The sequence below is a fragment of the Dapis brunnea BLCC-M229 genome, assembly GCF_050015995.1.
Taxonomy (GTDB): Bacteria; Cyanobacteriota; Cyanobacteriia; order Cyanobacteriales; family Microcoleaceae; genus Trichodesmium.
The window spans coordinates 25954-39643 of record NZ_JBNHEP010000306.1 but is presented as its reverse complement, the minus strand read 5'-3'; the positions used below and the strand labels follow the sequence as shown (position 1 = coordinate 39643).

Sequence of the window (13690 nt, the reverse complement as noted above, 5' to 3'; positions counted from 1 at the left end):
CCTGTTCCCTGTTCCCTATCTCCTTTTTATATTTCCTTTACAAACAATCTCTAATGCTATATTTGGTTGCCATCTCCTCATCTCCCCACACTCCTCATCTCCCACCCTCCCCATCCCCCCATCTCCCTATCCCCCCATCTTAACTTGTAGGGAGAAAAACAGTTACAGTTGTTTGCTCTTCAGGAATACTTTGGATAATTAATTTGCCATTATGTAATTCAGTCATCCGTTTAGCAATAACTAGACCTAAACCAGAACCTTGTTGCTCATAGATTTTACGATTAAATTGTTTATAAGCCCCCACGTTAGCAATTTCATTAATACTCATTCCTGTACCATGATCTATAAAATCAACAGCAAAAATATTCTGAAGTAACCTACCTATTAGCTGGACTTTTGTGCCTGGAGGAGAAAACTTAAAAGCATTGTCTAACAACTCATCTATGATTTTCCTAAAGTTAGGCTCAGAAATTTTTAAATTAACATTTTCTGATGCAATATCTAAATCTTTTAAGCGATTAAAATTTTTTGCTTTTTCTAGAGCAACATCCCTAATTATTGACTTAGGATTACTAAGACTACCTGTTTTAAATAATTGTAATCTATCTCGATCTCGTGATAATAGCTCTAAATCTGTATATAGTAAAAAATTTTGGATTAGTCGATATAAACGGTGAGCAGAAACGTTAATATTTTCTAGCATTGTGAAAATTTCATTCTCTTCCAAATCTTGAAAGTCTTCAATTATCAACTGTGAATAACCAATAATTCCATTGAGTGGGGTGCGTAATTCGTGAGGTAGAGATAAAGTGATGCTACTTCTTAAGTCATCTAATTGTTCTTGAGTTCTTCTTTTAATAACGCTTTGTTTATCTAACCTAGTATTAATAGCTTTCATTAATTCATCTCTAGTAAAAGGTTTTGTCAAGTAATCATCTGCTCCTAATTCCATTCCTTCTCTTAGATCGGCTTTTGTGGATTTTGCAGTCAGAAAAATAAATGGAATTGCTTCTGTTACTAAATTTTCCCGTAATGATTTTAATACTCCATACCCATCAACTTCGGGCATCATCACATCACAAAGAATTAAATGTGGAATTTCTTGTTGAGCCTTTTCTATTCCTACTCTGCCATTTTTTGCTCCTATTACCACAAAATCTTCTGCTTCTAAAATATCTGTAATGATTGTCAAAATTGATTTATCATCTTCAATCACTAGAATTTTTTTCATCTATATTTTCCTTTGCTAAATTCAATAGACATAGGCGTGAAAATCAAAAATCAAATCAATTATTATCCAGAAATTATCAATTACTCCCCTCCTGGGAGGGGTTAGGGGTGGGTTAAGTGTTCCCAGTTAAGTGTTAAGTGTTCCCTCTTTTCCGGAGAGGTCTAATGGTAATATGACGGTAAATGTAGTTCCCACCCCGACTTCACTTTCTACAAAAATCTGACCTCTATGTAAATCTACAAAGTTTTTGACAATAGTAAGTCCCAACCCTGTACCAGAAATATTGGCAACATTTTGAGCGCGGTAGAAAGAATTAAATAGGTATTTTTTTTCTGTTGCTGGAATACCAATACCTTCATCTTGGATTTGAAAAATTGCATGATTATTCAAGTAATAAAGTTTAAGGTAAATTTGACCACCTTGGGGCGAATATTTGACTGCATTCCAAAGTAAATTATGCAGAATATGTTGCAACAACTTTTCATCTATTAAAACTACTTCAGGTTTTTGTCCTGTAGACTGATTTTGTGCTACTAACAGAGAATCATTTTTCCTATGATTTTGCTGATTTGAATCTAGCTGCAATATTTTATTTAAAACACTTGTCTGTGCAGATTTTTTTGTGATTAATTGTTTAGTTTCTTGAACGACAAAATCAAGGGAGTATTGACTATCAATGCTGAGTCTAATATCTTCTATAGTATCTCGACAGAAACTTTCTAAATCTAATGGTGCTGGGTTAAAATCCAAATTACCTGATTCCGTCTTCCCAATAACTAATATGTCATTAACCAGCCCTGTCATGTGTTGAACTGTAGCTTGAATACGATGCAAATAAGTCCGTTTTTTTTCTTCATCCCATTTATGACCGTAGTATTCTAATGCTTCTGCGGAAGCTAATATGGTAGTTAAAGGAGTACGAAATTCATGGGATGCCATGGAAATAAACTGAGACTTAAGTTGATTTAGCTCTTTTTCTATTTCCAATGCTTTCTTAATTTCTGCTTCTGCCCATTTGCGTTCTGTAATATCTTCAATATCACCTTCATAAACAATGAGGTTACCTTGTCGATCGTTTACTGCTCTTGCATTTTCAGAAATCCAGACAATACTGCCATCAGCACGATAAGCTTGAGACTCAAATTTTAATACTGTTCCATCCCTATTAATCAAATCCAGAAACTCTTCTCTACGACTAGAATTAACATAAATTTGCTTACCAATATCATTAACTTTTGCCATTAGTTGCTCTGGTGAGTCATAACCAAATATCTTGGCTAAAGTAGGATTAGCATAAATATAGCGCCCATCTGGTGTAGACTGAAAAATACCTTCAACCGAGTTCTCAAGAATGCTGCGATATTTGGCTTCAGCCGAATGTAATTCTTGATATGCTACTTCTAGTTGTAATTTGGTATTAAATTCAGTTTTTTGCAAAGATTCATACAAGTATACTGAGAGGTCACAAATTAAGCATAGCCAGAAGATACCAAAACACATCTTAACAAAATTCCAATCAAAGGATGCTACATCAAAACCAATAATCTGATTGACACTGAAGTAGTAACCTAAGATAGTAATTTGGGATATTAGATGGAGAAACCATTTGACCGGAATTAAAGTTGCCTGAGTACAGAAAGTCAACATCCAGACAAAAAACTCAGGATTAACATTTCCTGTAATTGTATCTGAAATTTGCTTAATCATCGTCACGGCCCAAGAAGAGCTAAGAAAGATTAGACCCAGATGACGATGACCCCAAGCAGTTCGCAACAACAATATACAGCTTAGTAGAATAAAATGTACTAAAATTCTGGCAATTCCCCACTCTTCTAAGCTAGAATATTTACCTTGTATGAAGTAGATTAGATTGAGTATAGTTCTAGTCAAAAAGAAGAAAAAAGCTAGCCACAATGCTAAATTTAGTCGAGCGATTAAAAAACGATGTTGCCACTGTGGATAGGAGAGATTTGTGAAGTCTCTACAATTCTCAGAGGTAGGGTTAGCACTATCCAAATAGGTGAGTATTTGCCTAACTGTGGATAGTTTCTGTAGTTTTCTGAGCCATCCATTTAGCATTGCTAGTGAGATTGAAACTTCAGATTGAGATTATGAACTTTGTACATCAGGATACCCTGATAGTAGGTTTTATCTCAACTAACTACTATTGAAATTTGCCTCCTCATCATTGACAATAACTGAGGACAACAAAAATTATTGATTATTTGTAGCTAGCTTTATTTAAAATGATATCATCATTTTTATTGTATATTGGTTATACTTAATACCTAAACGTTTAGTCAGATTATGGTTAGTTATACCTTGCCTCAGAATCCAGATACAATCATAACTGTTAGAGGTAAAGATTCAGAAAGGGCCCGTCAGAAAGCTATGGATAAGCTTGTGGAAATGATGGACTCTGGTGAAATACCGACAGAATTAGAAAATGGATTTAGTCCGGAGCAGTTTATTGAGGTCAAAGAATCAAAAGAATCAAAAGAGATTACTTCTGAGGAAGAAGATGCTGTTGCTCAGGCAGTACAAATACTTAGCGATTTTGCGGCACTGAAGATGAAGGTTGTAGAGTCCAGAGAAGAGGCATTAAAAATTCGTTCTGCAATTGAGGTACTATTTACAGATGAACCTGTAACAGTTGAAGAAATTGCTAATCTTAAAGACGGTTTTAAGATGCTGAAAATTTTTGCTGTGGCTAATTTACGCTATAGAGAAGCAAAAGAGAAAGCAGAAGAAGCTCGTGTTGTCCTAGATCGAGCGCTCAAATCTGAGGAATCAGAATTAAAGCAGTCTCCTAAATCAGGTAAGTAGGTCATTTCAGTTAGCCTCCTAGGTCGGAGCTACCCTTTTTCCTTACGGAATGCTCCGCAAACATGTCGCGTAGCGAAACAGTTATTGGTTAAGAGTACCTCCTACTTCAGTAGGAGGCTTGAAATACTGAATTTTCTTTTTTTTATCCCCCTTAAAGGGGAGGCTTAAGACCTGATTTTCTGGTCAACAATAGATTTATACGTAATTTATTGGGTGTCTGTATCTGTACATATCTAGTTATAGTAGTACAGATATAAGTAATAATAGTTTTGATTATTTATAACGGTAATATCACTGAGGGTGATGTAATTATGGTCTCTTGTAAGAAATTTATAAAATTCCTTGATCGTCACCCTAGTAATTCCGTATTATCGAATTTTGATCGGATAGTAGAAGATGCCGAGTTCCTGGTCTTTTGAGCAGATATTTACTTTATATTTACTACTTATAAAAAAGCATACTTTTCCACTAGACCTCTACGGATGCTTGAATTAATAACAATTTCTAGATATTGAAATGTTTCAAGGCTAAATCAAAAAATCTCATGGATCTCTAACATTCAGCACTACAATTTAGTATTATCTAGAACAAAATTGTGATCTGAATCATTGACACAACTGAGATATCTCACATGATTAAAAGATGAGAGTCACTGAGGCTTTCTGAATAATAATTGATACTAGGTATCATGATAATTAAATAAAACCTGTTTTCAAATTTTTTTAAGATACTATTGGAGAAAACTTTTAATCATGTCCACAAAACAAGATCAGTTAATCAAATTCTTGAAGTGGGAGTTGTCCATCCCAGATTCTGCGATCGCTACTGCTTTACGACATCAGGAAGAAGACTATAATCAATTACCGATGATACTTTGGCAATACGGTCTCGTAACATTGAAGCAATTAGACCAAATATTTGATTGGTTACAGATGGCCAGTATTTAATCAATTGCTTTCCTCAATCACCTAGGAAGAGATATATTTTCTAGGTAATACAAGTTAATAACCTATATTTTAGGAGGTCTGAATTGGGTTTAAAACCAAGACAAATCAGAAAAACAAAATTGAATAAAAACTTTGAATTAAACAAGGGAGTATCTCAGCTAGCTTTTTCAGTAAGATTACTCTCTTTTTTTTGGGAACAGGGAATAGGCAATAGCAAAAAATACTGTATAGCACTACGCAAATAGGGCGCGGATATTTATAAATGCTCAAACTTAGTTAGAAATTACTTTTGACTTGTGACTTGTGACTTTTAACTTGCGCGTAGTGCTATATCTCATTCATCAGAAAACCACTATATAAATTATTAAATATCATCAATTGTATTCTCAATCTGCTGTCCAACAGAAAAATTTTTGATTGTAACTAATTATCTTAACTTGGTATCATAACTATTATACGCAGTCGAAGCAAAGGGCGCGGACATTTCTCAATACTGAAACCCTTTGACAGTTTACTGTTCCCTGTTCCCTGTTCCCTATTCCCTAGCGCGTAGCGCTATATTTCGACGATAAACACTTACTAAATCAAACTCAAACATGACAAAAGAAACTATCGAAGCAGTTGTCAACTCTTACTTTATAAATATGGCAGCGATGAATGCCAAAGCATGGGTAGAAAACTTTACTGAAGATGGCGTTATCTATGACCCTGTCGGTAAGCCACCTAGTAATGTGCAGTCAGACTATGAGAAATTCTTTGGGCTATTATCGATGATTTTTGCCAAATTAGAATTGACACCAGACAATATATTTATTGTAGATAATGGGGCAGCAGTTAAATGGACAATGCAAGGAGTTGGAAAAAATGGTAACCAGGGAGTTGCAGAGGGAATTAGTGTGTTTGAGATTAATGAAAATGGTAAAATTAAACAAGTATCTTCTTATTGGGATGACGCTGCAATGATGGCTCAAATCAAAGGTGATTTGTGAAACTGTCGCGACTTTATCAAAACTTTGGGGGCTTTGTTGCATTAATATCCTGAAACCCTTACAGGGAAAACTTTTCTTATTAATAATCTTTCTTGAGAAAGCCTTGTTTTATAATGCTTCTAGCACTTTCATGCAACAAAGCCAAACTTTGGTTGAAGACCGGTGCTTTCCTGCTAAGGGAGCGTCGGGAGAATGTCAATCTGTGGAGTCTCAAAACTAATAGAAATAGGGTTGGCTTGACTGTTGATGCCTGTGGAGGTCTTGCTGCCGACAATTCGATTTAGAAGCAGGAAGTAAACATTGAAATGTCATAACCAGTGACGTTTTATATCAGTTTTATGAAGCAGTTAAACTAACCAGATAAAAAACGAGGAACTGATAAAGATCAGTTCCCTACTTTTCATTTCCACTTGAATCTATAATTTGCAAAGTATTCCCAAAAATTTGATTGCATCAATAATTTCTAGATTCCTAATTTCAATTTGAATCCTTTTCCAGATTGATCGCCGTCTAAAGTATCTTCTTCTAGGGGGTTTTCTACTTGACGCTCATCTGGGTTGACTGGAATAGAGACTCCGGGAATCACTTCTACGTTTTGCTCTTGACGACGCAGCTCATAAGATTTAATTCCCTCAGTAGAAGAATTACTAGATTCTGGGTCATCAATATATGTACGGTAATTATCATTAGTAATCGATCTGCCTTCTACTGTTTTGAGAGATTCTCCAGATATAGTTGCTTTGGTTTCAGGGTTATTGGATTGTGCTTTGGCAATAGTTGTAAAAGATAGCAAGATTGCACTAATACCCAAGATAGTAATAATTCTCTTCATAATTTATTTGCTTTTGAGTAGATACTTTTTATTGTAATATATCAATGCCTGAAAATACTAGGAAAACCTCCTCTAAATTTATAGATATAGTTTCAGTATAATCACTAAATTATCTTAAATATTTTAGTAAAAAATAATATAAGCACAAATACTCATTTGTCTTCAAGAATATTATTTTGTAGTCAAAAATCTATGTATTTTTAAGATTAATTAATTACTAATTACTGAATTAAATAAAAACATTAAATAAAACTTAAAATTTTGAACTAAGGCAATAGTTAAAGTTGCAAATTTAGTGTTTAGTATGCCTAATTGTTATTTGAGTATTTGGTGACAATAATTATGGTGAATCATTTGATATTCAATACAGAGAAAAAATTATTTGTCAAGTTTATTCTGAACTTATGGATAAATTGATGAAATAAAAATGTTAAAGAATAGTAGGTATTAGAGAGAGATTTTCCAAATTTTTTCATGGCAAAAAGCATAAAAATGTGTAAAATATTATTTCAGTGATTAATGGTGAAAATTAATTTAGAAACTGATACTAATTATACCGAATTTTTTCTCGCTATTCGCTAAAAATATTTCTTCTTAATCGGTTAAGCAGAATCAATATTATTGATAGAACAAAGGATTATAGAGCTACGCGCAATTCAAAAGTAAAAAGCACAAAGTGCGGTCTTGGGGTCTCCCCAAGTGGAGCAACTTTGCAAGAGAGTCAAAAGTCAAAAATAATCCCTGATGCTCGTTTGAGTATTTATAAACGTCTTAACCTATTTGTGTAGTGCTATATTTCGGGAAAAATCGCTTTTGTGCAGATGGGGGAGAAACTCTGCTAACTGCTATGGCAATGATACCAATTCAAATTGCACATGGTATTTCACTTTTGTCATTATGGCATGAGAAGAGCGCTGATGCACCCAATTTGATTGAGCTAGAATCAGGGGAAGCGATCGCTCATATCATGTTCGATTGAATAATTAGATTTTAGTGGAAGGAAGCCATAAGCTTTTTAGTTTGTCACCTTGATTCTATACACAAACGATGCTACCGGATATGATATCACCTCTCAAAATATTGCAATAGTAGGAGCGGGTTCGGCGTTAAATTAATGGTGTTATCAATTATTCAGGTGAACTCTCCCCCGCCCCTATAGCAAGTCAGAAGTTAGAAGTTATATAATTTTCGGTAAAACACTTATAATTATGCTCGTAGTTGGGCTTTAGCCCCTCCACAATAGAATGAGGGCTAAAGCCCAACTACAAACAAAAAAATTTAACTCCCCTGGCGGGAAGTCCCGCGCTCTCTTGAAAAGGAGCGTCGTATAGGAAAGCCAGGGTCAACAGTCTGATACCTCCACATGCTAAACGTTCCGATCTCCTTGACAAGCAGGAGGTATTTTATTATGATACTGAGATATTTATGATCTAAAAGATCAAAAAACACAGGGGGAGGACATCACCTCTGTCAAAACAGCGGTCAGGGTTTCCCAGACTGAAGAATCCCCCGGGGCTGGCGTAAGCGCAACGTCGGGAGTATGTCAATGATATTCAATCAAATGATCCCGCAAACGTGCAGGGGCGGGTTTTGAAGACGGCATGGCAAATTTATCAATGCTTTTGGTTTAACCCGCCCCTAGCAACAAAGCTGAATAATTGGGAAAACTCCATCTCGGGTGATGAAATCTAGGTTGTACTCTTCCCCTTCTACCAAGAGATTATCAATTCCTGCCACCTTACCTTCCTCTTCCCCATTTTCATATCTGAGAGAAAAAGCCTATGCCAAAAAACCCGGTTTCTTTGCGTAAGTCCTAAAAAATCTAAAAAATTAGTTTCGATCTCCCCACACTCCCCCTAATCCCCATCTCCCACACTCCGGACTCTTACCAAGGAGTACCTATCATCATAAAAGAAGCCCAATAATAGGGATGGGAAAAATTCATATCTTCGGCAAATTCAGCATCTGGCAGTTTCACGCCATCATCTCCAATTCGACTACTTCTTAGCCTTCCTGCTTCCAGACGTAGATCGCCATTAATCATTGCTATCTGTGCTTGCCTCAACGCTTCTGCTTTCACAGTAGTGTCTTGCGAACTCAACTGCCGATAAAATTCTCTCATCAACCCTAAGGTTCCCCCATCATCCACCTGCCATAAACTTGCTAAAACTGATTTAACTCCTGCTTGCACTGCTAACCCAGCAAAACCTAATTCTGCATCCAAATTACCGAAGGCAGTTTCACAAGCACTCAATACTAATAATTCTATTGGTTCCCCATTTTTTGCTAACTTTCGTAATTGATCGAACTTTAATTGTTCGTTCCATAACTGAATAAAAGACTCATTAGGTGCACTAGGTTGAAAAGAGCCATGAGTTGCTAAATGTACAATCCTTGCTCCCTGTTTTATCCGTTGCTTTTGGAGATTTTCAAATGTAAAACTTTCGTCAAAGAAAATTTTACCGCGCCAATTTTGCCGAATCATTTTTAATTCTAGGGGAACAGCAGGTAAAGATACTATATTAGGGTCTTGAAAATCTGAGGCTCCCATTGCTAAGACTGATAAATCTTTAATATTTTTGTAGCTAGTATCAGTCATATTAATACTAGGAATTAACCCCATACTGTACTTTTCTATCAAGAATTGTTCGCCATCATGGAGAGCTGCAAAAGGAATACTGCGCATGGCTGGGTCTAGAGAGAACATAAGTGTATCTATTTCCCGTTTTTGTAATTCTGCTTCTAAGGGTGAAATTAACAATTTATATAATTTTTGCGCAGCAGTTAAATATTTATTGGGATTGCTAGGGCTAGGATGACTGACTCCTCCAATAAAGCTTCGCATTTGTTGACGCAATTCATCATTATTAGCGACTTCTATTCTCTGAAAAACTGGTGAACCTTGAGAGGTAACTAAAATTAATTCTAGGTATTCAGGTTGAGAAATAACATAAATAACTGCTGGTTTTTTTCCTGTTTGATTAGCAACTGTATTTAGTGATTCTCTAATGCTAGTTTCGGTAATAACTGGCAAGTTATCTAGATTGATTTTTAATTCGTTAGCAAAGGCTTTGCTACGGATTTTATCGATTTTATCCGGGGATATTCGGCGGTTGAGACTAGCAAGAATTAGATTTCCTGAATGGGGGCTAATAGTTGGTATTTTCTGCTCTGAAGTAATATTACTCCCTAGACTATTATTTTCTTTTTTACTCTCATTGTTAACCAGTTTTGTTGTGGAAGAGCGAACTAGATCGCCATTTTCTAATCCACCAAGTTCACGAGGAGAATCTACTGTTTCTTCTAAATTAGAATTGACATTTTGATCTAGATTAATATTTTCGTTAATTACCATATTTTGAGTGGGGTATCTGGGTTGAATATTAACTTGACCATCAATATTATTAATCGAGTTAATGCCACTAGAAAAATTAATTTGATTGCTCATGAGGCTGATTGTACCTCCACCATTGTTTGTAATTTTACCCACTGTTAAATTTTCACCAGAAATAATTAAAGAACTGCTTCTGTTTACAATTGACGTCTGATTGTCTATAGCAAATGAACCGCTACGATTGTGGTCACTATCGGCTACAAGTTTTACCTGAGTTTGAGGTGTATCTAATCTGTGATTATCGGAGTTTAAATTTAGTTGACGATCGGATAAATTATTGATAGTAATATCATTAGTTGCTGCTAAAGTAACATCTGCATTATTAGTCATTTGTTCTAGAGAATTTTCGGAAACATTCAAGTTGGTAAACTGATGGTTTTCTGCTTCCGAAACTTGGGAATTAGTTTCTGGGTTGACCGTAATATTCTCCGACTCCAGTCGTATATCCCCAACATTATTCTCAGCACTTAAATCAACTGTGCCACTAAAACTGCCTCCACCAGAAATTTGCACAGACCCACCTTCGCCTAAATTTCCACTACCCCGGGCGCTGATGTGGCCAGATATATCAATTTGCTCTCCAGCGATCGCTACATTTCCACCCTTACCAGTCAAATTAGCATTGGCAGAAATTATAGAATCTGAGCTAAGATGAACGTGAGTATTTTGTTCCTGGTTAACTGTATAATTACCTAGGCTAACTGTCCCACCACCTCCATCCCCTGAGACATTAATATTAGCCTGGTTAAGGGCAATCCGATCGCCAACAATCTCAACATTTCCCCCTACTACCTTTGTATTTTCCTGACTGAGGGGAGGTAGGGAACGATTAGTAAATTGAGTGTTTGAAGCATCGAGATTACCGGAGATAACCACGGAACCGGGGGTAGTTGCTGTTTCATCTCCACTTAGTATAAACTGCCCATCTTGATTGATGGTGACTCTTGTAGCATTCTCCCTTGTACCTTCCCCAGTCAACATTTTTGGCAAAGACAGAGGATCTATTTGCCCATCTTGAGTATCTGGGAAGCGATCGCTGGATATTTCCAAATTCAGCAAATGTCCCTCTTTGCTAATTCTTACCATTGACTGATTTGGCACAGCAGCAATACGAATATTGCCACCGGGGGCTCTGATAGTGCCATTATTAACTACACTCCCAGCTATGAGGGTGACGTTTTGCCCTGGTTTGACTTGGAGGTTGCCATTATTAATAATTCCTGCGGCTTCTTTGGGAAAAGTAAAGGCACTGGGATTTCCGGTCAGTGAGGCATAGTTATTTTTACCTGTTGCACTGAACCACTGATTGTTAAATTCGATGCCAGTAGCGGTAGTGGCGGCAAAAGCTGCGGGTATATTTAGTTGAGCATTTTTACCAAAAATAATTCCGGCTGGATTAACAATATATAGGTTAGAATTGCCTCCTGTTACTTTAATTAAACCGTTAATAAATGAAGAGTTACCACCTTTTACACGAGTGATAATATTTTTAATTTTTTCGGTTGAGGAAAAGTTTGCTGTTTGACCTTTATGGAGGTTAAATTCGCTAAAACTATGAAAAAGATTTGCTCCGTCTCTTGATAGTCTACCTCCATGAATATTGAAGCGATTGCCTGCTTTTTCAACTATTGTATTTGTACCATCTGTTGATGTTTTAATTGGTTGTGCTTTAACTACAGGAGGTAAGAGCAAGTATGCTAAATAGCTAATAGGGGATATTCTAGCTGCTATATCTGCGATTGGTGACAGGTATACAGTTGATAGTTCAGAATTGTTTTTATCTTGACTAAATTGAGATTTTTTTGTTTTAATTTTGGAGTTGGGATTTCCTATTTTTCTGAAAATATCTATCTTTTGTTTAGATTCTTTTTGAGATTCAGGTTTCATCTTACTGTCTCCGTTTATAATAATAAAATAAATAGGAATAGCTGATAATTTTATTTGGCAAAATAATAATTAGAATCATCTTGAAACTTATGTGATTATTTCTCAATTATTTTCTGGCGATAATTACGATCAAAATCGTCAATCTTCAAGGAAAAATATTAACAATATATAAATAACAAAAATATCGAAATCAAACCAAAATTTATCTAGCTTTTATTTTGATTGGAGCTAATTTCATAGCTTGATTTGCTGTCTTTTGGTTTCTTAAGTCACATAGTTAGATGGTTATCAGGATATTAGATACTTTCCCTGAATGGGTAAGAACTTACCTACTGGGTCAAGTCAAAATATTAAAAATTTAATTTAAATTCAACTTTTAATATTGTGTAAATAACACAAATATCAAAATCAAACCTATCTAGCTCTTATTTTCATAATAGCTAATTTTATACGTTGACTTGCTGTTTTTTTGTTTTTTAAGTCACATAGTTTTGATGGGTCTAGCCATATTAAATATTATACCTTAATGGGCAATAACCTACCTACTATACTAAACCAATCATTGGTTGTACCCCCCTAAAACTTAGATATGCTAATATATAAAAGAAGTACAAAGTTGCTTGACTCTGATGGCTTTTTGTTTGTATACTTAATAGTGGGTTTGACCCTTTTAGGTATTTTCCCTGACAGGATTGATAAGCAACCATTAAAGTCTAACCAATCATTGGTTACACCCCTCCTAAAAAAAGAGGATCAAATACATGAAATAATTGGAAAAATTGCTTGAAGATCATAGATATGTGTTTGTATTTCCAAAACCCTGGGCTTAACCAATCATGTATTTGACTAAGCACAGAAACTTTGTTCTTTCAACCTTTAATAATTAAGTAAAAAGTAGTGATGAATACTAAAGCTGTCTCAAGTCCGATGAAAAAATTGACTGGTCTGTTACTAACTATTGCTGCCAGCGCTTTAATTAGTTTGCCAGTATTAGCTCAAAACTATTATTCTGCTGCGATATTCAATCCACGGCGTAATTCAACAAGTCGCAGTGTTGATGGTACAATTGCTGGAGAATTTGATGCAGCAATCAAGTATTATCAGAACTTTCAAACCTTTGCAGATGCAGTAAACCAAGCGGGTTTAATGGAACAATTCCGCTCATCCAATTCCCGCGGTGCTGTAGAATATACAGTTTTTGTCCCCACAGATGCAGCTTTTGCAGCTTTGCCAGAAGCTACAAGGAAAGAGCTATTCAAACCAGAAAACAAGGAGAAATTACTTAAACTTTTGAACTATCACATTGTTCCTGGTGCTGTTTCTAATGAAGAGGTGGCAGAGGGAATGGTGGAAACTGTTTCTGGCGATCGAATTACAATTAATCTAGATGCTATTGAGGATAAAATTACTCTGAATGAGTCCAGCACTATTGAGTCATCCCAACGTGCTAAAAATGGAGTGATAATATTAGTCGATGAAGTCTTGATGCCACAGGAACTATAACAGGACTTAAGCAACCGAACCCAGAAACCCAGTTTTTTCCTAGATGTCTATTGTTCAAACCAATGATTTTTCATATCAACC

At 35.6% G+C, this 13690-nt stretch carries 9 protein-coding genes; 5 read left to right on the top strand and 4 right to left on the bottom strand.

The window, feature by feature from the left end:
* Positions 1-139: 139 nt before the first annotated feature.
* Positions 140-1231 (bottom strand): hybrid sensor histidine kinase/response regulator, encoded by a 1092-nt coding sequence (locus ACP6PM_RS35120; protein WP_426591503.1) that lies wholly within the window; start codon positions 1229-1231, stop codon positions 140-142.
* Between the two features lie 126 nt (positions 1232-1357).
* The gene (locus tag ACP6PM_RS35115) at positions 1358-3310 is read right to left on the bottom strand and encodes a PAS domain-containing sensor histidine kinase (RefSeq protein ID WP_426591502.1); all 1953 of its coding nucleotides are present in this window, start codon (positions 3308-3310) and stop codon (positions 1358-1360) included.
* Positions 3311-3538: 228 nt separating this feature from the next.
* On the opposite strand from ACP6PM_RS35115, the gene ACP6PM_RS35110 reads away from it, so the two are divergent.
* From ACP6PM_RS35110 to ACP6PM_RS35100, 3 genes are all read left to right on the top strand, one after another.
* Complete coding sequence (locus tag ACP6PM_RS35110) at positions 3539-4057, top strand: hypothetical protein (RefSeq protein WP_426591501.1); 519 nt, start codon at positions 3539-3541, stop codon at positions 4055-4057.
* 752 nt (positions 4058-4809) lie between these two features.
* Positions 4810-5004: a DUF2949 domain-containing protein gene (locus tag ACP6PM_RS35105; RefSeq protein WP_426591500.1), complete on the top strand. Its 195-nt coding sequence runs from the start codon at positions 4810-4812 to the stop codon at positions 5002-5004.
* Positions 5005-5600: 596 nt separating this feature from the next.
* Positions 5601-5993 (top strand): nuclear transport factor 2 family protein, encoded by a 393-nt coding sequence (locus ACP6PM_RS35100; protein ID WP_426591499.1) that lies wholly within the window; start codon positions 5601-5603, stop codon positions 5991-5993.
* A gap of 463 nt (positions 5994-6456) precedes the next feature.
* Here the strand turns inward: ACP6PM_RS35100 and ACP6PM_RS35095 are convergent, their stop codons facing one another.
* Positions 6457-6825 carry a hypothetical protein gene (locus ACP6PM_RS35095; RefSeq protein WP_426591498.1) on the bottom strand — a complete coding sequence of 123 codons (369 nt, stop codon included), beginning with the start codon at positions 6823-6825 and terminating at the stop codon, positions 6457-6459.
* 787 nt (positions 6826-7612) lie between these two features.
* On the opposite strand from ACP6PM_RS35095, the gene ACP6PM_RS35090 reads away from it, so the two are divergent.
* Positions 7613-7804: a hypothetical protein gene (locus tag ACP6PM_RS35090; RefSeq protein ID WP_426591497.1), complete on the top strand. Its 192-nt coding sequence runs from the start codon at positions 7613-7615 to the stop codon at positions 7802-7804.
* Positions 7805-8710: 906 nt separating this feature from the next.
* Here the strand turns inward: ACP6PM_RS35090 and ACP6PM_RS35085 are convergent.
* Positions 8711-12106 carry a CHAT domain-containing protein gene (locus ACP6PM_RS35085; RefSeq protein ID WP_426591496.1) on the bottom strand — a complete coding sequence of 1132 codons (3396 nt, stop codon included), beginning with the start codon at positions 12104-12106 and terminating at the stop codon, positions 8711-8713.
* Between the two features lie 900 nt (positions 12107-13006).
* Here ACP6PM_RS35085 and ACP6PM_RS35080 point away from each other — a divergent pair.
* Positions 13007-13609, top strand: coding sequence for a fasciclin domain-containing protein (locus tag ACP6PM_RS35080; RefSeq protein ID WP_426591504.1), 603 nt, complete (start codon positions 13007-13009; stop codon positions 13607-13609).
* The last annotated feature ends 81 nt before the right edge of the window (positions 13610-13690 follow it).

Bases quoted from the DNA above. Each gene is read 5' to 3' on its own strand.
- ACP6PM_RS35120 (WP_426591503.1), bottom strand. From the start codon at position 1,231: ATGAAAAAAATTCTAGTGATTGAAGATGATAAATCAATTTTGACAATC.
- ACP6PM_RS35115 (WP_426591502.1), bottom strand. From the start codon at position 3,310: ATGCTAAATGGATGGCTCAGAAAACTACAGAAACTATCCACAGTTAGG.
- ACP6PM_RS35110 (WP_426591501.1), top strand. From the start codon at position 3,539: ATGGTTAGTTATACCTTGCCTCAGAATCCAGATACAATCATAACTGTT.
- ACP6PM_RS35105 (WP_426591500.1), top strand. From the start codon at position 4,810: ATGTCCACAAAACAAGATCAGTTAATCAAATTCTTGAAGTGGGAGTTG.
- ACP6PM_RS35100 (WP_426591499.1), top strand. From the start codon at position 5,601: ATGACAAAAGAAACTATCGAAGCAGTTGTCAACTCTTACTTTATAAAT.
- ACP6PM_RS35095 (WP_426591498.1), bottom strand. From the start codon at position 6,825: ATGAAGAGAATTATTACTATCTTGGGTATTAGTGCAATCTTGCTATCT.
- ACP6PM_RS35085 (WP_426591496.1), bottom strand. From the start codon at position 12,106: ATGAAACCTGAATCTCAAAAAGAATCTAAACAAAAGATAGATATTTTC.
- ACP6PM_RS35080 (WP_426591504.1), top strand. From the start codon at position 13,007: ATGAATACTAAAGCTGTCTCAAGTCCGATGAAAAAATTGACTGGTCTG.